Source organism: Paraburkholderia sp. RL18-101-BIB-B, from assembly GCF_046026985.1.
Lineage (GTDB): Bacteria > Pseudomonadota > Gammaproteobacteria > Burkholderiales > Burkholderiaceae > Paraburkholderia.
The window spans coordinates 178,419-200,064 of sequence record NZ_JARESV010000005.1 but is presented as its reverse complement, the minus strand read 5'-3'; the positions used below and the strand labels follow the sequence as shown (position 1 = coordinate 200,064).

Annotated in this window: 20 protein-coding genes; 8 read left to right on the top strand and 12 right to left on the bottom strand. The window is 63.2% G+C overall.

Annotation, left to right across the window (positions count from 1 at the left end; genetic code table 11):
* The 7 genes from P0D73_RS11550 to P0D73_RS11520 all read right to left on the bottom strand — a co-directional run bounded on the left by P0D73_RS11550 (position 1) and on the right by P0D73_RS11520 (position 5,862).
* On the bottom strand, positions 1-459 hold the full coding sequence (locus P0D73_RS11550; protein WP_408287015.1) for a TspO/MBR family protein: 459 nt from the start codon (positions 457-459) through the stop codon (positions 1-3).
* Positions 460-513: 54 nt separating this feature from the next.
* Entirely contained in the window at positions 514-2,013 is a 1,500-nt protein-coding gene (locus P0D73_RS11545; RefSeq protein WP_408431464.1) for a cryptochrome/photolyase family protein, read from the bottom strand.
* 217 nt (positions 2,014-2,230) lie between these two features.
* Positions 2,231-2,650 carry an organic hydroperoxide resistance protein gene (locus P0D73_RS11540; protein ID WP_106282649.1) on the bottom strand — a complete coding sequence of 140 codons (420 nt, stop codon included), beginning with the start codon at positions 2,648-2,650 and terminating at the stop codon, positions 2,231-2,233.
* Positions 2,651-2,824: 174 nt separating this feature from the next.
* Positions 2,825-3,277 carry a MarR family winged helix-turn-helix transcriptional regulator gene (locus P0D73_RS11535; protein ID WP_408431402.1) on the bottom strand — a complete coding sequence of 151 codons (453 nt, stop codon included), beginning with the start codon at positions 3,275-3,277 and terminating at the stop codon, positions 2,825-2,827.
* A 171-nt stretch (positions 3,278-3,448) separates the two neighbouring features.
* Entirely contained in the window at positions 3,449-4,255 is an 807-nt protein-coding gene (locus P0D73_RS11530) for a BPSS1780 family membrane protein (protein WP_132383716.1), read from the bottom strand.
* On the bottom strand, positions 4,246-5,241 hold the full coding sequence (locus tag P0D73_RS11525) for a homoserine kinase (RefSeq protein ID WP_408178495.1): 996 nt from the start codon (positions 5,239-5,241) through the stop codon (positions 4,246-4,248). Before P0D73_RS11525 ends, P0D73_RS11530 begins: the two co-directional genes overlap by 10 nt.
* A 225-nt stretch (positions 5,242-5,466) precedes the next feature.
* Complete coding sequence (locus P0D73_RS11520) at positions 5,467-5,862, bottom strand: hypothetical protein (protein WP_132383720.1); 396 nt, start codon at positions 5,860-5,862, stop codon at positions 5,467-5,469.
* A gap of 199 nt (positions 5,863-6,061) precedes the next feature.
* On the opposite strand from P0D73_RS11520, the gene P0D73_RS11515 reads away from it, so the two are divergent.
* Positions 6,062-7,588, top strand: coding sequence for an AMP nucleosidase (locus P0D73_RS11515; RefSeq protein ID WP_012428586.1), 1,527 nt, complete (start codon positions 6,062-6,064; stop codon positions 7,586-7,588).
* Between the two features lie 59 nt (positions 7,589-7,647).
* Here P0D73_RS11515 and P0D73_RS11510 read toward each other — a convergent pair whose 3' ends face one another.
* Positions 7,648-8,178: a chromate transporter gene (locus tag P0D73_RS11510; RefSeq protein WP_132383722.1), complete on the bottom strand. Its 531-nt coding sequence runs from the start codon at positions 8,176-8,178 to the stop codon at positions 7,648-7,650.
* Positions 8,175-8,744 (bottom strand): chromate transporter, encoded by a 570-nt coding sequence (locus tag P0D73_RS11505; RefSeq protein WP_408431400.1) that lies wholly within the window; start codon positions 8,742-8,744, stop codon positions 8,175-8,177. Before P0D73_RS11505 ends, P0D73_RS11510 begins: the two co-directional genes overlap by 4 nt.
* Before the next feature lie 97 nt (positions 8,745-8,841).
* Between P0D73_RS11505 and P0D73_RS11500 the strand changes: the two genes are divergently transcribed.
* The gene (locus P0D73_RS11500) at positions 8,842-9,759 is read left to right on the top strand and encodes a transcriptional regulator GcvA (protein ID WP_408431398.1); all 918 of its coding nucleotides are present in this window, start codon (positions 8,842-8,844) and stop codon (positions 9,757-9,759) included.
* A 65-nt stretch (positions 9,760-9,824) separates the two neighbouring features.
* On the opposite strand, the gene P0D73_RS11495 is transcribed toward P0D73_RS11500, so the two are convergent.
* Entirely contained in the window at positions 9,825-10,568 is a 744-nt protein-coding gene (locus P0D73_RS11495; protein WP_106282655.1) for an LOG family protein, read from the bottom strand.
* 1 nt (position 10,569) lies between these two features.
* Here P0D73_RS11495 and polA point away from each other — a divergent pair, with 1 nt between their 5' ends.
* The 3 genes from polA (at position 10,570) to P0D73_RS11480 (ending at position 15,801) form a co-directional block, all read left to right on the top strand.
* Entirely contained in the window at positions 10,570-13,311 is a 2,742-nt protein-coding gene (polA, locus tag P0D73_RS11490; RefSeq protein WP_408315951.1) for a DNA polymerase I, read from the top strand.
* A gap of 165 nt (positions 13,312-13,476) precedes the next feature.
* Positions 13,477-14,826 (top strand): NAD(P)/FAD-dependent oxidoreductase, encoded by a 1,350-nt coding sequence (locus P0D73_RS11485; protein ID WP_132383728.1) that lies wholly within the window; start codon positions 13,477-13,479, stop codon positions 14,824-14,826.
* Positions 14,827-14,928: 102 nt separating this feature from the next.
* The gene (locus tag P0D73_RS11480; RefSeq protein WP_408431396.1) at positions 14,929-15,801 is read left to right on the top strand and encodes a dienelactone hydrolase family protein; all 873 of its coding nucleotides are present in this window, start codon (positions 14,929-14,931) and stop codon (positions 15,799-15,801) included.
* A 101-nt stretch (positions 15,802-15,902) separates the two neighbouring features.
* Here P0D73_RS11480 and P0D73_RS11475 read toward each other — a convergent pair whose 3' ends face one another.
* Complete coding sequence (locus P0D73_RS11475) at positions 15,903-16,772, bottom strand: sulfurtransferase (RefSeq protein ID WP_132383732.1); 870 nt, start codon at positions 16,770-16,772, stop codon at positions 15,903-15,905.
* A gap of 213 nt (positions 16,773-16,985) precedes the next feature.
* On the bottom strand, positions 16,986-18,092 hold the full coding sequence (locus P0D73_RS11470; protein WP_408431394.1) for an aromatic ring-hydroxylating oxygenase subunit alpha: 1,107 nt from the start codon (positions 18,090-18,092) through the stop codon (positions 16,986-16,988).
* A 285-nt stretch (positions 18,093-18,377) separates the two neighbouring features.
* On the opposite strand from P0D73_RS11470, the gene P0D73_RS11465 reads away from it, so the two are divergent.
* The 3 genes from P0D73_RS11465 to dxs all read left to right on the top strand — a co-directional run bounded on the left by P0D73_RS11465 (position 18,378) and on the right by dxs (position 21,557).
* Positions 18,378-18,686 (top strand): exodeoxyribonuclease VII small subunit, encoded by a 309-nt coding sequence (locus P0D73_RS11465; RefSeq protein ID WP_007178839.1) that lies wholly within the window; start codon positions 18,378-18,380, stop codon positions 18,684-18,686.
* Entirely contained in the window at positions 18,683-19,564 is an 882-nt protein-coding gene (locus tag P0D73_RS11460; RefSeq protein WP_408287033.1) for a polyprenyl synthetase family protein, read from the top strand. Before P0D73_RS11465 ends, P0D73_RS11460 begins: the two co-directional genes overlap by 4 nt.
* A gap of 85 nt (positions 19,565-19,649) precedes the next feature.
* Positions 19,650-21,557, top strand: a complete 1,908-nt coding sequence (gene dxs / locus P0D73_RS11455) for a 1-deoxy-D-xylulose-5-phosphate synthase (protein ID WP_132383738.1) — start codon at positions 19,650-19,652, stop codon at positions 21,555-21,557.
* Positions 21,558-21,646: the final 89 nt, after the last annotated feature.

The window sequence follows — 21,646 nt, the reverse complement described above, 5'->3', positions numbered from 1 at the left end:
TCAGACAGCCGGATTCAATTGCCACAACGCGTGATTCAACACCGCGGCGAACGCCACCCAGGCGACATAGGGCATCAATAATCCGCCTGCCCAGCGGTCTCGTCGCCAGAATGCGCATGTCAGCGCGACGATCAAGATCAGCAGTATCAAAATATCGGCCAGCGCCACGCCCGGTCGATGCAGGCCGAAAAAGAGCCACATCCAGGCCGCGTTGAACAGCAACTGCACCAGCCATAAAACGATCGATGCGCTCAGGCCGTCGCGTTTCCACACGCGCCAGGCGGCAATCGCCATCAGCACATACAGCACCGACCACGCCGGCGGGAACACCCAGTCCGGCGGATTGAACGCGGGCTTTTGCAGCGCCACGTACCAGGCGTCGGGCAAAAACCGGCTCGCAACGAACGCGGCTGCGAACGCCAAAACAAGAAACACCAGCAGCGACGGCAATCGGCGCATCCCCGAGTCTCCTTCAGATATCTGGAATCAAAGCAAAACGGCGTAAGCGGGTGCTCACTTGCCGAAACGGGCCAGCGTGCGTGCCCGCGCTTCGGCATGGTCGACGATCGGTGCCGGATAGTCCTTGCCCAATACCACGCCGAATTCCGCGAGCCGGTCCGCTCCCGCCAGCCACGGCGCATGAATCCACTTCGATGGCAGCTTCGCGAGCTGGGGCAAATAGCGTTTGATAAAGCGTCCTTCGGCGTCGAATTTTTCGGACTGCGTGATCGGATTGAAGATCCGGAAATAAGGCTGCGCGTCGCATCCTGTCGACGCCGCCCACTGCCAACCTCCGTTATTCGCCGAGAAATCGAAGTCGTTCAACTGTTCGGCGAAGTACCGTTCGCCGAGCCGCCAGTCCACGCCCAGATCCTTCACCAGGAAGCTCGCTGTCACCATCCGCAAGCGGTTGTGCATATAGCCGGTGCGATTCAGTTGCAGCATCGCGGCGTCGACGAGCGGGTAGCCCGTGCGGCCGTCGCACCACGCGGCGAACGCTTCGTCCGCCTCCGGGCCCTGTTCCCAGCGCAGCCGGTCGTACTCTTCCTTGAACGACGCGCCGCTTGCGAGCCGCGGATGATGCGCCAGGATCATGAAGTAGAAGTCTCGCCAGATTAGCTCCGACAGCCACGTCGCGGAGCCTTGCCCGTCGGGTTGCAGCGACATCTCGTGGGCGAGGCGCGCAAGTGTGCGAATCGAGACCGTCCCGAAGCGCAGATGCATCGACAGGTAGCTCGGGCCTTTGGCGGCGGGGAAGTCGCGCCGGTCCTTGTAGCTGTCGATACGCGTCGCGAAGTCGTCGAGCAGATGCTGCGCGCCGCTCATGCCGGTGGGCAGGTCCAGTTCCGCCAGGTTGCTCGGCGCAAAGCCGAGTTGAGCGAGCGTCGGTAACCGGCGGTCCAGCTTCGACGGCGGCGCGGCCAGATGCTTCGTGTAGGTTTCCACGGGATACGGCTTCAGATCGAAGGCCGTCAGTTGCCTGAGCCATGCGTTCTTGTACGGCGTGAACACCGTGAAAGGCTTGTTCTGGCCGGTGAGCACCTCGTCGCGCTCGAAAATCACCTGATCCTTGAACGTCAGCCACTGGCGCCCGGCTTCAGCGAGCCGCTCGCGGACCGTCTCGTCGCGCTCGATGGCGACCGGCTCGTAGTCGTGATTCGCGAAAACCGCGTCCGCGCCGAGTTCGTCGGCGAGCTTCGGCACCAGGTCGGCGGGTTCGCCGTACAGCACGATCAAGCCGCCGCCGTTCGCGCGCAACGCTTCGTCCAGTTCACCCAGCGCCGCAAGAATCAACTCGATGCGGCGATCCTGCGGCTGCGTATCGGGATGACGAGCCTGCCACGCGTCGACCAGCGGCTGCAGGATCGTCGTGTCGAACACGAATGCGCACCACACGCTTTCGCAATGCTTGAGCGCGTAGTAGAGCGCGGCGTTGTCCGTGCTGCGCAGGTCGCGGCGAAACCAGACCAGACCGGTGTCGAAGGAGTCGTTCAGTTGTCGGACGCGTGTCATCAGGAACGTGGAGAGTGGAACTAAGTGCATGGCCGCGCTATCGCCGGCCGAGAGCGCTGCAAGCGACGGTATGGCCCTGCGTCGCACATCGCATGCCGCGTCGGTAAACGCCACAGCGCCCGCTCCTATTGTGCAGGGTGCGGGCGCCGTGCGTGGCCGGCGGCGAGGTTTTCCGCGCCGCTCAAGCGGTTCTTTAGCGATGCATCGAATCCGTCGCTTACGCGATTTGCAAACGGACGTCGACGTTGTTACGCGTGGCGTTCGAGTACGGGCAGACCTGATGCGCTGCGTCGACCAGTTCCTTCGCCGCGCCGGCGTCCAGACCCGGCAGCGAGACGCGCAGATCGATGTCGAGTGCGAAGCCGCCCTTGTCGTTCGGGCCGATGCCGACTTCCGCCGTGACTTGCGTGTCCGCCGGCAAGGTCTGCTTCTTCTGGCCGGCGACAAACTTCATGGCGCTCAGGAAACACGCCGAGTAGCCTGCTGCAAAGAGTTGTTCCGGATTCGTACCTGCTGCGCCGGTGCCGCCCAGTTCACGCGGTGCTGCCAGCTTAACGTCCAATGCATTGTCCGACGATACTGCACGGCCGTCGCGGCCACCGGTGCTCGTTGCGCTTGCTTTGTAGAGGATGTTCATGGTGCTGTTCCTATGTCTGGGTTGTCAGGATCTGCAAATTTGCCGCTCTTTGCCGAGCCCGCCGTTCTGGCGGAGCACTGTCGCAGCGGCATGTGAGTAAGATAGTACACAAATCATTTGTGTGCAAATTAATTTTTGCATCATAGCGATAGCGCACGTTTTGCAACGGGCCGACTAGAGGTCCATGTAATCGTTGAGGGTGGTGCGCAGGCGAGTCAGGTCGTCGCGCAAACGCAGCAGAAATTCGGGCCTCTGCTGGGTTGCGCACAAGATTTCCGCGGGCACTTCGCGCGCCTGGCGCTTGAGCGCCGAGCCGGCTTTGGTGAGCCGGATATACACGAGACGCTCATCTTCGACGCCGCGCACCCGCTCCAGCAGCCCTTGTGTCTCGAGGCGCTTGAGTAGCGGCGTGACCGTCGCCGAGTCGAGGTTCAGGCGCGCGGCCATGTCTTTGACCGTGACGTCGTCGCTCTCCCACAGCACCAGCATGGCCAGATATTGCGGATACGTCAGGCCCAGCTTGTCCAGTAGCGGCTTATACGCCTTCGTCATGGCAAGCGAGGTCGAGTAGAGGGCGAAGCAGAGTTGCTCGTCGAGCGTGAAAGGCAAAGCGGGGCGCTGGGTCATGGTGCATCTCGTATAAAAGAGCGTGCAAATGGATTGCGCGCAAACCATTGTGCCGCAAATCGGCACAGTTTGACGAGTGCAGCTGGTGATTCAGGAAACGGCGAAGGCATGCGCTGCCGAGAGGGCAGCACAGGCGCGGGCGCCAGAACAGCGCCCGCGCCTGAACGGAACTCAAGCCGCTGGTGTGGTCGGCAAGTCCGGTGCTTCGGGCGTTTGCACGCCAAAGCAGCCGCGATAGGTCGCGTAGAACGAGCAGTACAGCATCGTGGTGACGATCATCGTGGCGGGCATCAGGATCGCAAACGCGAAGTCGCCCGCGCCCAGCGCCTGCATCAGCGCCGACAAGCCGAGCGACACCGTCAACGCCACCGCGAACCACAGCGCGCCGAACACGATAAACGCACCGCGGTTGCGCCAGCAACTGACGAGGCTGAAGAACATCGCCTTGACGGGCGGCACGTCATGCCACGCGGCGAGAATCGGCGAGAACCAGAAAATCATCGCCACCGGAATGTAGACCGCGAAGGCCGTGATCACCGCCAGCGGGATATTGCTGTTGGCGATCGCGTCCTGATCCATCGCGGCGGCGCCGAGCATGACCTTCAGCAGCATGCCGCCGTCGGCGAGTGCCGAAGCGGCCAGCACCAGCGCCATTGCGACGACGTAGAGCACGCCGAGCACCAGCAGCCGTTTGGCGACCACCGGGCCGTACGAGTGAAAGCCGTCCACCAGAATGGTCGGAAACACCGGTTTGCCGGCGATCGTGTTGCGGCACGCCGCCATGAAGCCGACCGCGACGCCCGGAATGAAGGCCAGCGGCAACACGCCGCCGACCACCGGAATCTGCGAAACGAGCGTCATCACCAGCAGATAGGTGAAGAACAGCGTCAGGAACGCGAGCGGGTTCTTGCGGAACAGCCAGATACCCTGCCGGAACCACACATAGCCGGCTTTCGCGGGGACTTCGATCAGTTGCATGAGGTATGGATGCCTGGAAGTGCAACGCCGGTTAGGCGTTCGCGCAGAATGCGCTCGAAATGGCCGGGGTCGTGCGGTTTGAGCAGTTCGGCCGCGCGCGGCAAATGAAAATCATACAGGCGCGAGACCCAGAAGCGGTACGCGCCCGCTCGCAGCATGTCGCCCCAATGGCGGTTTTCTTCGACGGTGAAGGGGCGCACGGTCTGGTAGGCGCGCAGCATGGCTTCGGTGCGCGCGTCGTCGAGTTTGCCGGTGGCGAGGTCGACGCACCAGTCGTTGACCGTTACCGCCACGTCGAACAGCCACTTGTCGCAGCCGGCGAAATAGAAGTCGAAGAATCCGCCAAGGCGCACTTCGTGGCCCGTGTCCGGCGCGGCGTGCGCGAACATGGCGTTATCGCGGAACAGGTCGGCGTGGCAGGGGCCTTCGGGCAGCGCGGCGTAATCGGCCGAGGCGAAGAAAGCTTCCTGATGCGCCAGTTCCGACGACAGCAGATCGCGTTGCTCGCCTTCCAGAAACGGCAGGATGGTCGGCACGGTTTCCTGCCACCACGGCAGGCTGCGCAGATTCGGCTGATAGCCCGTGTAGTCGCGTCCTGCCAGGTGCATGCGCGCCAGCATTTGCCCGACTTCGATGCAGTGTTCGACGCCCGGCGCCAATTCCGGCGCGCCCTCGAGCTTGGTCACGATGGCGGCGGGCTTGCCATGCAAGGTGCCGAACAGCGCGCCGTCTTCGCGCGGCATGGGGTCCGGCACCGGCACGCGATGCGCAGCCAGATGCCGCATGAGGTCGAGATAGAACGGCAGTTGTTCGGCCGTCAGCTTTTCGAAAATCGTGAGGACGTATTCGCCGCGCGTCGTCGTCAGAAAGAAGTTGCTGTTCTCAATACCGGAGGAAATGCCGCGAAATTCGACGACGTCGCCGAGATCGTAATGGCTCATCCATTCTGCAAGTTGGGGTTCGGTGACAGCGGTGAAGACAGCCATGCGGGAAACGTCAGATCAGGTTGGTCGGGCTGGCGCGGTGCGGCCAGTGCGATGTGCGGCAAATTCGGTATCGGAAAAGCGTTCTTGCGGGGCCGTGAAACGCTGCGGCATTTCAACGCCTTACCACCAGCGTGAGACCCGGCAAGCAGACTGAGGCCCGGGACGGCGCCTCGCGGGCGCCTGGATCGGGGCGGCCCCCACACCGGGGCGCCGCCCCGGCATGCATCAATAGGCCAGGTGCACCGACGGCAAACGCGTGCTTGCACGGCCGTTGTCGCGCACGGTGGGCGACGTGTCGAGCGGCGCGCTCATCTGATAGCGCGTGCCGAGATTCGAATGCACGTTGATTTCGACGGGCTTGCCTTTGTCGCGGTATTCGGTGATTTCGGTGCCGTTGGCGCTGCGTTCGTAGAAGCTCGGCGTGCGCGGGACGTTGATTTCAACCTTCGAGCTGACCTCGGCGGCCGGACGATTGATCTTTTCCAGATCGGGCAAACCGGCCCGTTCGTTGGCGGACTGGGGCGCGCCGGGAGCCGGTGTATCGTCGACAGGCTGGGCAGCCATCGCGGCGTTGCCGAAGGCGAGGGCCAGCGCAACGGCGACGGGAAGGAGCGGCTTCATGGTGATTCTCCAATATGGTGCCCCGATTCTAGCAAATCCCACCTGGTCCTCGGGCGCGATCGCCTTATTTTGCGCCGCTTTCGTGCGGCGTGCGCGCAATCTTGCGAGCGGTGCCGTAGCGTGTGTTGCAGCACCGCCAGGTGATTTGGCGAGTCACGGTTCCGTGGTAATGTGGCCTCATCATTAGAGGCGAATGAAGATGAACAACGATACTAATCAACGCGCGGTGCAGACTCCCGCCAACAGCTTCCCAACCGAATCCTTCGACGACGCGACCGAGGCCGTCACCCGCCTCTCGGCGATCTACGAAGCGAACACTTCGTTTCTGCGCGACGCCTTCGCGCGCTATCGCCGCAACGAACTGTTCGAACGCCGGGTACGCGCCTGCTATCCGTTCGTGCGGGTGTGCACCGAGGTCAACACGCATATCGACTCGCGCCGTTCGTATGGCTTCGTCGCGGGTCCGGGCGTGTTCGAGACGACGGTCACGCGGCCCGATCTGTTCGGCAACTACTATCGCGAGCAATTGCGCCTGCTGGCAAAGAATCATCACGTGCAGATCGAAGTCGGCGTGTCGGACCAGCCGATTCCGATTCATTTCGCTTTCGCCGAAGGCATCCACCTCGAAGGCGATCTGGATCGCGAGCGCCTGTTCCTGATGCGCGATGTGTTCGACACGCCGGACCTGGCGCTGCTCGACGATCGCATCGTCAACGGCACGTATGAACCGCTGCCGGGCGAGCCGCATCCGCTCGCGTTGTTCACCGCGGCGCGGGTCGATTTCTCGCTGCATCGGCTGAAGCACTATACGGCGACCTCGCCCACGCATTGCCAGAACTACGTGCTGTACACGAACTACCAGTTCTATATCGACGAATTCGTCAAACTCGGCCGCACGATGATGGCCCATACCGACGACGAGGAACTGCGCGCCTATCGCAGCGAATACACGTCGTTCGTCGAGCCCGGCGACGTGGTCACGTACAACGCGAATCTCGGCGAACAGGAGCAGGAAGGCACGGCGCCGCCACGTTTGCCGCAGATGCCCGCGTATCACCTGAAGCGCGCGGACGGCAGCGGCATCACGATGATCAACATCGGCGTCGGGCCGTCGAACGCGAAGACCATTACCGATCACATCGCCGTGCTGCGCCCGCATGCGTGGATCATGCTCGGCCACTGCGCGGGCTTGCGCAATACGCAGCGTCTCGGTGACTATGTGCTGGCGCACGGCTATGTGCGCGAGGATCACGTGCTCGACGACGACCTGCCGCTGTGGGTGCCGATTCCGGCGCTCGCCGAAGTGCAGGTGGCGCTGGAGCGCGCGGTCGCACAGGTCACGCAACTGGACGGCGTCGAACTGAAGCGCGTGATGCGTACGGGCACGGTGGCGAGTGTGGACAACCGCAACTGGGAGTTGCGCGATCATCGCGAGCCGGTGCAGCGGCTCTCGCAAAGCCGCGCGGTTGCGCTCGACATGGAGAGCGCGACGATTGCCGCGAACGGCTTCCGTTTCCGCGTGCCTTACGGCACCTTGCTGTGCGTGTCGGACAAGCCGTTGCACGGCGAATTGAAGCTGCCCGGCATGGCGGATCAGTTCTATCGCGCGCAGGTCGATCAGCATCTACAGATCGGCGTGAAGGCGATGGAGCTATTGCGGATGAACGGGCTGCATCGTTTGCATAGCCGCAAGCTGCGCAGCTTCGCGGAAGTCGCGTTTCAGTAAGCGGCTTCTTCGACAGACGAGGGCGAGCGCCGCTTCGGCGCGCTCGTGCTCGATCAAGGTCAAAGCTGCCCGAAGCCCGCCAGCCCGATCAAACTGCCGACCGCCAGAAGCCACAGCGGATGAATGCGCGTCGTCATCGCCATGACAACGGTGAAGGAGGTGATCGCCCACGCGATGGCCGTCGTGTTCGACGCTTCGGCAATCAGCGCCGCGCTCGCCGCGATGATGCCGGCGGTCACCGGCATGAGCCCCAACTGCGCGTAGCGCCGCCATGGGCGGTCCTTGAATCGCTCCCATGCATGCACCGCGAGGATCGTCACCAGCGACGACGGCCCGAACTTCGCCACCGACGTCACCAGCATGCCCGCCCAACCGGCCACGTGCCAGCCGATCAGCGTGACGATCATCAGATTCGGCCCCGGCGCGGCTTGCGCGAGTGCGAATAGCGCGCTGAATTCGCTGGCCGGCATCCAGTGATGCACGTCCACCACTTGACGCTGCATCTCCGGAAGAATCGTATTGCCGCCGCCGAACGCGAGCAGCGAAAGCTGACTGAAAATAACGGCGAGGGCAATGAGCGTCTCGTTCATCGTGCCCTCCTCGACGCGATATAGATGCTGAGCGGCGTCAACACCAGCATGGTGGGCAGAAGCGGCAGCCGCATGATCGCAATCGCAATGAAGCCGAGTGCCGCGATGAGCGCGGCCATTGGGCTACGCCGTAGCGGCAGCAGGATTTTCACGGCCATCGCGATCAACAGGCCGGCCGCGGCGGCGGCGAGACCCGCAAACAGATGGCGCACGTGCGGGTCGTTTTGCGTGTGCTCGTACAGCACGCCGAGGCCGATCACCACCAGCGACGGCCCCGCGATCAGTCCGAGCAGGCCGGCCAGCGCGCCCGGCACGCCGCGAAAGCGCATGCCCATCGCCACCGAGAGATTGATCACGTTGCCGCCCGGCAAAAATTGGCAGAGGCCCAGCAAGTCGGTGAATTCGTCGGCGCTCAGCCAGCGGCGTTGTTCGACCAATGCGCGCCGCGCCAGCGGCAGTGCGCCGCCGAAGGAGACCAGCCCGAGGCCGAGAAAGCCGCCGAAGATTTCCCGCAATGTGGGCGTAGGCGCCAGCACGGGCTCGGACGAGGTGAGATCGTGGTCCATATTGGTTAGCTTCCAGTTCAAGCTCAGGAGGTTAGCGCCGAACCGGCGTCGAGCAAAACGATTTTTGAGCACCGCCTTGTGATCTAGAATCACAAGCATGGCCCGAAACCTTCCTCCTTTTCCGGCGCTGCGCGCCTTCGAAGCCGCCGCGCGGCATGAGAGCTTCACCGCCGCGGCGAACGAATTGCATGTGACGCACGGTGCAATCAGCCGGCAGGTCGTCGCTTTCGAAACGTGGCTCGGCGTGCAGGTGTTCGAGCGTCGCGGCAAGCGCGTGCGCCTGACCGACGACGGGCGCCGCTACCTGGCCACCGTTCAGGCTGCGTTCGACAGCATCGCGCTCGCGACGGATCAACTGCGTGACACCGGCGTCGTCCGTGTGCTGCGCGTGAATGCGTTGCCCACTTTCGCGATGAAGTGGCTGCTGCCGCGCCTGCATCAGTTCCAGCGCAAGGTGCCGAATGTGGAGCTGAGATTGGCGACCTCGAACGCGCCGGTCGAGACGCTGGATGGCTTCGACGTCGCGGTGCGGCGCGGTCCCGCGCATTGGGCCAACTGCGCGAGCGGCCATTTTCTCGGCGAGACCGAGATTCCGGTGTGCAGTCCCGCGTTATTGCAACGTTCGCCGATCAAGGTCGCCGACGATCTCGCGCGGCACGTGCTGCTGCATTCCGATACGCGTCCGGATGCCTGGCGCAACTGGTTATCGGCGGCTGGGGTGACGGCGAAATGCCGGAAGAAGCAGTCGTTCGATCACTTCTATCTGGCCTTGCAGGCCGCGGTGGACGGGCTCGGCGTGGCGCTCGGTCCGTTGCCCTTGCTGGCGGATGAACTGGCGTCGGGACGGCTCGTGGTGCCGCTGGCGGGTCCGCGTATCGATGCACGCGGCTACTGGTGGGTGGCGAGACGCGAGGTCGCGGATGCACCGTTAGTGGCGCAGTTCTGCGAATGGCTGCAAGCGCAAGGCGATCAAATCGATAAAACGGAAACGGGCAGCCTCGAGGCTGCCCGTTAGCGTGCGCGTGTTCATGCACTGCGTTGCCTTGCGTTCACCTCGCGCAAGAGCGCGAAGCGGCAGCCTCACAGATAGAACATCCGGTCTTCGTCCGACTTGGTTGGCTGCGGCTCGGTTTCTTCGCGGTCTTCATAGAACTTCAGCACCGCTTCGAGCACCTGGTCCGGATCGTCGATGACCTGCATGAGGTCCATGTCGGTCGGATTGATCAGGCCCATTGGCGTGAGCGAGTTCTTGAACCACGCAAGCAGGCCTTCCCAGAACTCGGCGCCCACCAGAATGATCGGCACATGGCGCGACTTCTTGGTCTGGATCAGCGTGAGCACTTCGGCGAGTTCGTCCAGCGTGCCGAAGCCGCCGGGCATCACGATCACCGCGTCCGAGTTCTTCACGAACGTGACCTTGCGCGTGAAGAAATGGCGGAAGCGCAACGAGATGTCTTGCCACTGATTGCCCGATTGCTCGTGCGGCAATTCGATGTTCAGGCCGACCGAAGGCGCCTTGCCCGCATGGGCACCCTTGTTGGCCGCCTCCATGATGCCCGGGCCGCCGCCCGAGATCACGGCGAAGCCGGCATCCGAGAGCTTGCGCGCGATTTGCGTGGCAAGTTTGTAGTAGGGCGAGTTCGGCTTCAGGCGCGCTGAACCATAGATGCTGACAGCCGGACGAATCTCCGAGAGGTACTCGGTCGCCTCGATAAACTCTGCCATAATCGTGAACATCTGCCACGATGCGCGGGCCTTTTTGGCCGTTGCGCGCTCTTGATCTGCGAGTGATCGCAGACTCGGAATCACTTTTCTCTTAGTCATAATGCCTGAAGAACGAAGCCTTGAAGGTAAGACCCTGCTATTGGTCGACGGTTCGAGTTATCTGTACCGGGCCTACCATGCGATGCCGGATCTGCGCAGCCCCGACGGTGGTCCGACGGGTGCGCTCTACGGGATGATCAACATGCTGCGGCGCATGCGCAAGGAAGTCACAGCAGAGTATAGCGCGTGCGTGTTCGACGCCAAGGGCAAAACGTTTCGCGACGACTGGTATCCCGACTATAAGGCGAATCGCCCGTCGATGCCGGACGACCTCTCGCGCCAGATCGAGCCGATTCATGTGGCCGTGCGCGCGCTCGGCTGGCCCTTGCTGATGATCGAAGGCGTCGAGGCCGACGACGTAATCGGCACCCTCAGCACCGAAGCGGAAAAGCGTGGCATGAATGTGATCGTGTCGACGGGTGACAAGGATCTGGCGCAGCTTGTGTCGGATCATGTCACCCTCATCAATACGATGACTAACGAAACGCTCGACCGCGCCGGCGTGCTCGCCAAGTTCGGCGTGCCGCCGGAGCGCATTATCGACTACCTGTCGTTGATCGGCGATACCGTCGACAACGTCCCCGGCGTCGAGAAATGCGGGCCGAAAACAGCGATCAAATGGCTGACGCAATTCGAGTCGCTGGATGGCATCGTCGCACATGCGGACGAAATTAAAGGTGCGGTAGGAGACAATCTGCGCAGAGCGCTCGATTTTCTGCCAATGGCGAGGAAACTCGTCACGGTCGAGCGCAACTGCGATATGACCGACCATATCGTGTCGATCGAGGAAAGCCTGCAAAGCCGGCCGGAATCGCGCGAGGAGTTGCGCGACGTGTTCACGCGCCACGGCTTTAAGACGTGGCTGCGCGAAGTAGAAATCGCGGACGCCGTGGAAGGTCCGGAAACGGATGTGGCGCCGGCTTTGTCGGTGGATCATGAGCGGCACTACGACACAGTGCAGACGTGGGAGCAATTCGACGCATGGCTCGAGAAGATCAACGCGGCCGAGCTGACCTCGTTCGACACGGAAACCACCTCGCTCGACCCCATGACTGCGCAGATCGTGGGCCTGTCGTTGTCGGTTGAAGCCGGCCGGGCGGCGTATGTGCCGCTCGCGCATCGCGGCCCGGACGCGCCCGTGCAATTGCCGCGCGACGAAGTCCTCGCGAAACTCAAGCCGTGGCTGGAAAGCGCCGAGCACAAGAAGGTCGGTCAGCATCTCAAGTACGACGAGCAGGTGCTGGCGAACTACGGCATTGAAATGCGCGGTGTCGAACACGACACGCTGCTGCAATCGTACGTGGTCGAATCGCATCGCACGCACGACATGGACAGCCTCGCGCTGCGCCATCTCGGCGTGAAAACCATCAAGTACGAAGAGGTCGCGGGCAAGGGCGCAGGGCAGATCGGCTTCGACGAAGTCGCGTTGGACAAGGCCGCCGAATACGCGGCGGAAGATGCTGATATCACTTTGCGGCTGCATCAGGCGCTGTATCCGCAAGTGACTGCGGAGAAGACGCTCGAGTACGTCTATCGCGGGATCGAACTACCGACCTCGCGTGTCCTGCGCAAGATGGAGCGCACCGGCGTGCTGATCGACGCGGAGAAACTGCGTCAGCAAAGCAGCGAAATCGCCACGCGTCTGATCCAGTTGGAAAGCGAAGCGTATGTGCTGGCCGGCGGCGAATTCAATCTGGGCTCGCCGAAGCAGATCGGGCAGATCTTCTTCGAGAAGCTGGAACTGCCGGTGGTCAAGAAGACGCCGAGCGGCGCACCGTCCACCGACGAAGAAGTGCTGCAAAAGCTCGCCGAAGACTATCCGCTGCCGAAGATTCTGCTTGAGCACCGTGGCTTGTCGAAGCTGAAGTCGACCTACACCGACAAGCTGCCGCGCATGGTCAACGCCACCACGGGCCGCGTGCATACGAACTATGCGCAGGCTGTGGCGGTCACGGGGCGCCTTGCATCGAACGACCCGAACCTGCAGAACATTCCCGTGCGCACCGGCGAAGGCCGCCGTATTCGCGAAGCGTTTATTGCACCGCCCGGACACAAGCTGGTCTCCGCGGATTATTCGCAGATCGAACTGCGCATCATGGCGCACATTTCGGGCGACGGATCGCTGCTGCGCTCATTCTCGCAGGGCGAAGACATTCACCGCGCCACCGCGGCGGAAATCTTCAGCGTGACGCCGCTCGAAGTGTCGAACGATCAACGCCGCGTGGCCAAGGTCATCAACTTTGGTCTGATCTACGGCATGAGTTCGTTTGGTCTTGCCGCGAACCTCGGCATCACGCGCGACGCAGCCAAGCTCTATATCGACCGCTATTTCGCGCGTTATCCAGGCGTGGCGCGTTATATGGACGAAACGCGTGTGAGCGCCAAGGCCAAGGGTTACGTCGAGACGGTGTTCGGCCGCCGCCTGTGGCTGCCGGAGATCAACGGCGGCAATGGCCCGCGCCGTCAGGCCGCCGAGCGCGCCGCGATCAACGCGCCGATGCAAGGCACGGCCGCCGATCTGATCAAGCTCTCGATGATCGCGGTGCAGGACTGGATCGAAGCCTCGAAGATCGGCACGCGCATGATCATGCAGGTGCACGATGAATTGATTCTCGAAGTACCGGACGCGGAATTGTCCGACGTGCGCAAGCGCTTGCCCGAGTTGATGTGCGGTGTCGCCGACCTGAAAGTGCCGCTGGTCGCCGAAGTGGGTGCCGGCCTGAACTGGGAAGAAGCGCATTGACGTGCGTGTGACGGGACGCGATATCGTCGTGCGCATGTCACACATGCGTATTGATGGCTTGTGACAACCCGTGCTGCTCGCGGACAATCGCTGAAAGACGGCGCTCATGTGAATCCTCATGGGCGCCGAACGACGCATAACCCATCGGCAAACACGGAGAGTTCAATGCATCGTTTTATCGTGGTTGGCGGAGGCGCGGGGGGATTGGAGCTGGCGACGCGTTTGGGCGATCGCTATGCACCCCACAAGAGCAAGGGCGGTGTGCGGGCGCAGGTCACGCTCGTCGACCGCAATCCGACTCATATCTGGAAGCCGCTCCTGCATGAAGTGGCGGCGGGCAGCATGGACCCGTTCACGCAGGAACTCGAATATGCCGCGCAAGCGCGCTGGCACGGCTTCGAATTTCAGCAGGGCGAACTGACGGGACTGGACCGCGCGAACAAGCGCCTCACGCTCGGCACCGTGCTCGACGACGACGGCGCCGAGTTGCTGCCCGAACGCCAGCTCGAATACGACACGCTGATCATCGCGATCGGCAGCACGACCGCCTTCTTCGGCGTCAAAGGCGCGCCTGAATTTTCCCTCGCACTCGATACGGTCAGCCAGGCCGAGCGTTTCCGCAAACGCCTGATCGCGGCATGCATGCGCGCCGAGCATCAAGTGCATGAACCGGTCGAATCGGGGCCGGGCACGTCGTCCACGGGCGAGCCGCGCATTCAGGTGGCGATTGTCGGCGGCGGCGCGACGGGTGTCGAACTGTCGGCGGAATTGCGCAACACCGCGCAGGTGTTGTCCGCATACGGCTTGCATAAGCTCGATCCGCGGCATGACGTCGGCATCGTGCTGATCGAAGCGGGGCCGCGCATTCTGCCGGCTTTGCAGGAACGGGTCTCGACCGCCACGGCCGAACTGCTCACCAAGCTCGGCGTGAAGCTGATGATCGGCGAAACCGTGGCCGAAGTCGCGCCCGGCATGATCCGCACCGCGAGCGGCAAAACGGTGCGCGCCGATCTGACGGTGTGGGCGGCCGGCATCAAGGCGCCGGCGATTTTGAGCGAACTCGACGGCTTGCCGGTCAACCGGCTGGGCCAACTCATCGTGCGCCGCACGCTGCAAACCGAAACGGACGACAACGTCTTCGCGCTCGGCGATTGCGCCGCCTGTCCGTGGCCGGGCAACGAGCGCAACGTGCCGCCGCGCGCGCAGGCGGCTCACCAGCAGGCGAGCTTTTTGATGAAGGCGCTGGCGGCGCGGCTCGAAAACAAGCCACTGCCGGAGTTCACCTATCGCGACTTCGGGTCGCTGGTGTCACTCGGGCATTTCAGCGCGGTCGGTAATCTGATGGGCGGGGTGATCGGCGGCAATATGCTGATCGAAGGGCTGTTCGCGCGCTTCATGTATATGTCGCTGTACCGGCTGCATATCGCCGCGCTGCACGGCTACGCGCGGATGGTGCTCGATACCTTCGCGCACTGGTTGCGCCGCACCACGCTGCCGCGGGTCAAGCTGCACTGACGTGTGCCGATGCGCCCGGCCGGCCCGGGAACGTTGCATCTGCAACAGGATGCCTGTCAGGCGTATCCTGTTGCCTCCAACGTTCAACCGAGGAGTGCCCGCATGCTGAAACCCGATATCGACAGCCTGGTCCCGCACGTCCCCTTCAACCGACGTACTTTCATTAAAGCCGCGCTCGGCACCGGCTTCGCCGCCGCCGTGCTGCCCGTCTCGGCGCAAACCATTCATACCGATACTGACGGCCTCGAAGCCGGCGAAATCGCGGTGCGCTCCGGCGACACGCTGGTGCCGGCCTATCGCGCGCAGCCGAAGGGCAAGACGCACTTGCCGGTGATCATCGTCGTGCACGAGATTTTCGGCGTGCACGAGCATATCGCCGACGTATGCCGGCGCTTCGCCAAGCTGGGCTATCTCGCGATCGCGCCGAATCTTTTTGAACGGCAGGGCGATCCGACCGTTCATGCAAGCATGCAGCAGATCAGCGCGCTAGTGGTCAGCAAGGTGTCGGACGACCAGGTGATGGGCGATCTCGATGCCACCGTCGCCTGGGCCGGAGAGCATGGCGGCGATCTGAACCGGCTTGGCGTGAACGGCTTTTGCTGGGGCGGGCGGATTGCGTGGCTGTACGCCGAACATAACCCGCGACTGAAGGCGGGTGTCGCCTGGTACGGACGGGTAACGGGCGAAAAGAACGCGATGATGCCGGCGAATCCGCTCGATCAGGTCGCGCAACTTCATGCGCCGGTGCTGGGGCTTTACGGGTTGCAAGATCAGAGCATCCCGCAGGACACGCTCGAACAGATGAAGCAGGCCGTCGCGCAAGGGCCGCAAGCGGGCCGTGGTTCGCAGTTCGTCGTGTATGACGATGCGGGCCACGCGTTTTTCGCGGATTACCGGCCGAGCTACAAGAAGGCCGATGCCGAGGATGGTTGGCGCCGTGTGCTGGTGTGGTTCAAGCAGCATGGGGTGGCTTGAGGCGGTCCCCGCTCCCTCGCTTGCGATAAAAAAGGCCGTTGCCGCTTTCGGGGCGGCAACGGCTTTTTGCTAACGACGTGCTGTGGCTTTCGCTGGGACGCTCAAGGATTCGGGCCCGTCGCGATGGGCCGCTTCGGGTCGGAACTCCACTCGCTCCACGATCCCGCATACAACGCGGCGCCGTGCAGGCCGGCAACTTCCATCGCCAGGGCATTCACGCATGCCGTCACGCCCGAGCCGCATTGCAGCACCACGTGTTCCGGCGGCGTGTCGGCGAGCAGCGCGTGGAATTCCTCGCGCAACGTATGAGCCGGTTTGAAGCGGCCGTCGGCGGTGAGGTTGTTCTTGAAGAAGCGGTTGAGCGCGCCGGGAATGTGGCCGCCGACGCGATCCAGTGTCTCGTTCTCACCGCGATAACGATCGTCTGCGCGGGCGTCGACCACCACGTGTTCCTTCGAGCCGAGATTGCGCTCGACCGTTTGCGCATCGACCGTGACGGACAGCGGCGCGCCTGCCTTGAAGTCGCCGGTGTTCTGGGCCGGCGCGTCCTGCGTCAGCGGATGACCGCCGGCTTCCCATGCCTGCAGGCCGCCGTCGAGCAGCGCGACCGCGTCGTGACCGAGCCAGCGCAGCAGCCACCATGCACGGGCGGCGTACATGCCGCCTTGCGCATCGTACGCGACGACCTGCTGGCCCTGCTTCAGGCCGCGCGACTCCAGCGTCTCCACCAGCCGCGCACGATCCGGCAGCGGATGGCGGCCGTTGTGACCGTTCTTCGGCCCCGACAGATCGCGATCGAGATGCAGGTAATGCGCGCCCGGCAGATGCCCGGCCAGATAGGCTTTTTCGCCGGCTTCCGTGTCGGCCAGATCGAACCGGCAGTCGATGACGAACACGCTGCCCGGCGCGGCGGCAAGCCGTTCCGCGAGATTGGTCGCGGAAATCAGAGTGGTGTAGTGAGTGTGGGGCATGACGTCTCCTGTCGATCAGAGTTAGCGCTTTAGCGCTCGCTCGGGTCCCATGCAAAGCTCGATGCGGGCGATGGCGGCTCCGCTCGGCGGCTTGGCGCCGCCTACGGATGGCCAAGCTATCCTCTAAGTCTAAACAAAAAAAGACGGGTCGAAGCCCGTCTTTCCATGCATTGATCCTGCCGGAAGAATCTGGTGAATCTGGTTCGGCGCCACTCAGATCGTACCGAGTTCGCGCCGCAGGAATTCGTGGAAGTGCTGCATGCCATCTTCCATCGGGCTCTGATACGGGCCGACCTGCGATTCGCCGCGATTCATCAGCGCATGGCGGCCGGCGTCCATGCGTTCCGCGATCTCGTCGTCTTCGCGGGCCGTTTCCATGTAGGCGGCGCGTTCGGCTTCGACGAACTCACGCTCGAACAGCGCTATTTCCTCAGGGTAATAGAACTCCACCACGTTGGTGGTTTTCTGCGGACCGCGCGGAATCAGCCAAGACACCACCAGCACGTGCGGATACCACTCGATCATGATGCCCGGGTAGTACACCATCCAGATCGCGCCGAATTCAGGCGGATTGCCGCCGCGAAAGCGCAGCACTTCGTCGTGCCACTTGCGGTACGTGGGGCTGCCCGGCTGCTCCAGATCCTTGTGCACGCCGACCGTCTGCACGCTGTACCACTCGCCGAACTCCCACGTCAGGTCGTCGCAATTGACGAAGCTGCCGAGGCCCGGATGGAACGGCGCGACGTGATAGTCCTCCAGATAGACCTCGATAAAGGTCTTCCAGTTGTAGTTGCACTCGTGCACTTCGACGTGATCGAACATGAAGCCCGAAAAATCGAAGTGTTCCTTGGTGCCGAGGCGCGCCAGATCGCGCGCGACGTCGCGCCCCTGCGCTTCGAACAGCAGGCCTTGCCAGTTCTGCAGCGACGTGGCGCCGAGATTCAGGCAGGGGTTATCCGCAAAATGGGGCGCACCGAGGAGCTGGCCGTTCAGGTCGTACGTCCAGCGATGCAGGGGGCAGACGATGTTCTCCGTCTGGCCGCGGCCGTTGAGCATGATGGCTTGCCGGTGGCGGCACACGTTCGACAGCAGTTCGACTTGTGACTGCTGGTTACGGACGAGCACACGCCCTTCGCTCTCGCTCGGCAAAGCAAAATAATTCCCCGCTTCGGGCACCATGAGATCGTGGCCGATGTAACGAGGACCTTTCTTGAAAAGGGTTTCGATTTCGCGCGTTAGAAGCGCTTCGTCAAAGTAAGCCGTGACTGGCAGCTGGCTGTGGACAGACCGCAACTGCAATGCATTGCTCAGATTGGACATTCCCACTCCCGTGAAGACGTGAAAGCAGTGAACAACCCAACCATCGAAGATTCGATTTAGGGAGCCCGCAATTATACCTGTTTCCCCTTCTTTGGGGCCGTTAAGTGCCTGATTTGGGTCAAAAATCTCAGGAAAGTTCGGCTTTTTCGCCGCAGACCGATCGTTTTTTTTCTGCGAGACTGCTAGGACGGCGCGCAGCGGGAAGGCGGGCGTAGGGCGGCGGGCGGCTCGGAAATATCGCTTTTGCCGTAGAATGTCCGACTTGTTTTAATTTTGCGACTATTCATGGCGAAGACCGCGTCGAAAGATACTGCAGCCACGCCAGCCGAAGGCGTCGACACCACGCCGCTGCCCGAGAATTACGAGGCCGCCCAGGCGGAGCTGGAAGGGCTGGTTGCACGCATGGAAAGCGGCAATCTCAGCCTCGAGGAATCGCTCACCGCCTACCGGCGCGGCGCGGCTCTCGTGGCGTTTTGCCAGCAGCAGCTCGAGAAGGTCGAGCAGCAGGTGCGCGTGCTCGACGGCGAGACGCTCAAGCCGCTGCCCATGAATACCGCAGGCACAGCCGCTACTGAAAGCGGGGACGACCTATGACATTCGAACAATGGATGCGCTCGGTACTGGAGCGCGTCGAAACGGCACTGGAACATTATCTGCCGAGCGAGGCGACCGAGCCCGCCACGCTGCATGAAGCCATGCGTTACGCGGTGCTGGGCGGCGGCAAGCGGGTTCGCCCGCTGCTGTGCCACGCGGCCGGCGAGCTGACCGGCGCGCGCGCCGAGTGCCTCGACGCGGCGGCGGCAGCGCTGGAAATGATCCACGTGTACTCGCTCGTCCACGACGACATGCCGTGCATGGACGACGACGCGCTGCGTCGCGGCAAGCCCACGGTACACGTCAAATATGACGAAGCGACGGCATTGCTGGTCGGCGACGCGCTGCAATCGCAGGCGTTCGTCGCGTTGACGTCGGACGTTCTGGCCCCGGCGCAGCAGGCCGCGCTGGTGCGCGAACTGGCGCTGGCGAGCGGCTCGATCGGCATGTGCGGCGGGCAGGCCATCGATCTGGCGAGTGTCGGCCACACGCTGACGCGCACGCAACTCGAAACCATGCACCGCATGAAGACCGGCGCGTTGCTGCGCGCCGCGGTGCGCATGGGTGCACTGGCGGGCGAAACGCCGGATGCGAACGCCATGCGTTCGCTTGACGCGTATTCGGCCGCTGTCGGCCTCGCGTTTCAGGTCGTCGACGACATTCTCGACGTCACGACCGATTCCGCGACGCTCGGCAAAACGGCAGGTAAAGACGCGAAGGACGGCAAGCCGACCTACGTGTCGATTATTGGGCTCGACGCGTCGCGCGCGCTCGCAGCGCAGCTGCGCAGCGACGCTCACGCCGCGCTGGCGCCGTTTGGCGCACGCGCGCAGCGTCTTGCCGAATTGGCCGACCTGGTGGTGAACCGGGTTAGCTGAACGCGAAAGCCCGCCGCCGCGCGCCTCCGTTGCGAAGCGCATGTATGAAGTGCGGGCGCGTAAGTTTTCCTACAATGGAACGACGATGTACGACTTGCTGAAAACCATTGACGACCCGGCAGCCCTGCGCCGCCTCGATCGCCGCCAATTGCAACCGCTTGCCGACGAGTTGCGTGCCTTCGTGCTCGACAGCGTATCGCAGACGGGCGGCCATCTTTCGTCCAACCTCGGCACGGTCGAGTTGACCATTGCTCTGCACTATGTGTTCGACACGCCGCACGACCGGATCGTCTGGGATGTCGGCCATCAAACCTATCCGCACAAGATCCTGACGGGCCGCCGTGACCAGATGCACACGCTGCGTCAGCTGGGCGGCATCTCGGGTTTCCCTAAACGTGACGAGTCGGAGTACGACACGTTCGGCACGGCGCACTCCAGCACGTCGATTTCCGCCGCGCTCGGCATGGCGGTCGCAAGCAAGCTGCAGGGCGACAACCGCATGGGCATCGCCGTGATCGGCGACGGCGCGATGACGGCCGGCATGGCGTTCGAGGCGATGAACAACGCCGGCGTCGAAGACGACGTGCCGCTCCTGGTCATCCTGAACGACAACGACATGTCGATTTCGCCGCCGGTCGGCGCGCTGAATCGCCATCTGGCGCGCCTGATGTCGGGCCGCTTCTACGCCGCCGCGCGTGCCGGCGTCGAACGCGTGCTGCGCGTCGCGCCGCCCATGCTCGACCTCGCGCGCAAGCTCGAAGAGCACGCCAAGGGCATGATCGTGCCGGCCACGCTGTTCGAAGAGTTCGGCTTCAACTACATCGGCCCGATCGACGGCCACGATCTCGATTCGCTGATCCCGACGCTGCAGAACATCAAGGAACTGCGCGGTCCGCAATTCCTGCACGTCGTGACGAAGAAAGGCCAGGGCTACAAGCTGGCCGAAGCCGATCCGGTGCTGTACCACGGCCCGGGCAAGTTCAATCCGGCTGAAGGCATCAAGCCGGCCAGCACGCCGTCCAAGAAGACCTACACGCAGGTATTCGGTGAATGGCTGTGCGACGCAGCTGAACTGGACGCACGTGTGGTCGGTATCACGCCGGCTATGCGCGAAGGCTCGGGCATGGTGGAGTTCGAGAAGCGCTTCCCGGACCGTTACTTCGACGTCGGCATCGCCGAGCAACATGCGGTGACGTTCGCCGGCGGTTTGGCCGCGGAAGGCATGAAGCCGGTGGTCGCGATCTACTCGACCTTCCTGCAACGTGCTTACGACCAACTGATTCACGACGTCGCGCTGCAGAACCTGCCGGTGGTGTTCGCCATCGACCGCGCGGGTCTGGTCGGCGCGGACGGCGCGACGCACGCGGGCGCTTACGACCTGGCGTTCCTGCGCTGCATCCCGAACATGACGGTGATGGCCGCGTCGGACGAAAACGAATGCCGCCAGATGCTGTACACGGCGTTGCAGCAACCGAACCCGACGGCGGTGCGCTATCCGCGCGGCGCCGGCACGGGCGTCGCCACCGTCAAGCAGATGGTGGCGCTGCCGCTCGGCAAGGGTGAGATTCGTCGTGAAACGTCGCAGCCGGCTGGCAAGCGCATTGCGATTCTGGCATTCGGCACGATGGTCGCGCCGTCGCTGGCAGCCGCCGAGCAACTGGACGCAACGGTCGCCAACATGCGCTTCGTGAAGCCGCTCGACGCCGATCTGGTCCGTCAACTGGCCGAAACGCACGACGCCATCGTCACGGTCGAAGAAGGCAGCGTAATGGGCGGCGCGGGTTCGGCCTGCGTCGAAGCCCTGCTTGAAAGTGGGGTTATGCGACCCGTACTACAATTGGGCCTTCCCGATCGGTTCATCGATCATGGGGACCCGGCCAAGCTGCTCGCCGCGTGTGGTCTCGACGCCGCGGGTATCACCAAGTCGATCCGCGAGCGCTTCCTGTCGAGCGGCGCGGTCGGCGGACAGTCGTCGGTGAAGCGCGTCGCGTAAAGCGTCGCCGCTCGCGGTGCGGCCGCCGTGCCATGGCCGCCATAAGCAATCTCCACTTTGAATCGGTGGGCCTTCGGGCCCATCATCCA

Coding starts and splice junctions, on each gene's coding strand:
- P0D73_RS11545 (WP_408431464.1), bottom strand. CDS start 2,013: ATGACACGCGTCCGACAACTGAACGACTCCTTCGACACCGGTCTGGTC.
- P0D73_RS11530 (WP_132383716.1), bottom strand. CDS start 4,255: ATGCAACTGATCGAAGTCCCCGCGAAAGCCGGCTATGTGTGGTTCCGG.
- P0D73_RS11460 (WP_408287033.1), top strand. CDS start 18,683: ATGACATTCGAACAATGGATGCGCTCGGTACTGGAGCGCGTCGAAACG.
- P0D73_RS11495 (WP_106282655.1), bottom strand. CDS start 10,568: ATGACTAAGAGAAAAGTGATTCCGAGTCTGCGATCACTCGCAGATCAA.
- polA (WP_408315951.1), top strand. CDS start 10,570: ATGCCTGAAGAACGAAGCCTTGAAGGTAAGACCCTGCTATTGGTCGAC.
- P0D73_RS11480 (WP_408431396.1), top strand. CDS start 14,929: ATGCTGAAACCCGATATCGACAGCCTGGTCCCGCACGTCCCCTTCAAC.
- P0D73_RS11550 (WP_408287015.1), bottom strand. CDS start 459: ATGCGCCGATTGCCGTCGCTGCTGGTGTTTCTTGTTTTGGCGTTCGCA.
- dxs (WP_132383738.1), top strand. CDS start 19,650: ATGTACGACTTGCTGAAAACCATTGACGACCCGGCAGCCCTGCGCCGC.
- P0D73_RS11470 (WP_408431394.1), bottom strand. CDS start 18,092: ATGTCCAATCTGAGCAATGCATTGCAGTTGCGGTCTGTCCACAGCCAG.
- P0D73_RS11485 (WP_132383728.1), top strand. CDS start 13,477: ATGCATCGTTTTATCGTGGTTGGCGGAGGCGCGGGGGGATTGGAGCTG.
- P0D73_RS11515 (WP_012428586.1), top strand. CDS start 6,062: ATGAACAACGATACTAATCAACGCGCGGTGCAGACTCCCGCCAACAGC.
- P0D73_RS11475 (WP_132383732.1), bottom strand. CDS start 16,772: ATGCCCCACACTCACTACACCACTCTGATTTCCGCGACCAATCTCGCG.
- P0D73_RS11510 (WP_132383722.1), bottom strand. CDS start 8,178: ATGAACGAGACGCTCATTGCCCTCGCCGTTATTTTCAGTCAGCTTTCG.
- P0D73_RS11535 (WP_408431402.1), bottom strand. CDS start 3,277: ATGACCCAGCGCCCCGCTTTGCCTTTCACGCTCGACGAGCAACTCTGC.
- P0D73_RS11520 (WP_132383720.1), bottom strand. CDS start 5,862: ATGAAGCCGCTCCTTCCCGTCGCCGTTGCGCTGGCCCTCGCCTTCGGC.
- P0D73_RS11465 (WP_007178839.1), top strand. CDS start 18,378: ATGGCGAAGACCGCGTCGAAAGATACTGCAGCCACGCCAGCCGAAGGC.
- P0D73_RS11540 (WP_106282649.1), bottom strand. CDS start 2,650: ATGAACATCCTCTACAAAGCAAGCGCAACGAGCACCGGTGGCCGCGAC.
- P0D73_RS11525 (WP_408178495.1), bottom strand. CDS start 5,241: ATGGCTGTCTTCACCGCTGTCACCGAACCCCAACTTGCAGAATGGATG.
- P0D73_RS11505 (WP_408431400.1), bottom strand. CDS start 8,744: ATGGACCACGATCTCACCTCGTCCGAGCCCGTGCTGGCGCCTACGCCC.
- P0D73_RS11500 (WP_408431398.1), top strand. CDS start 8,842: ATGGCCCGAAACCTTCCTCCTTTTCCGGCGCTGCGCGCCTTCGAAGCC.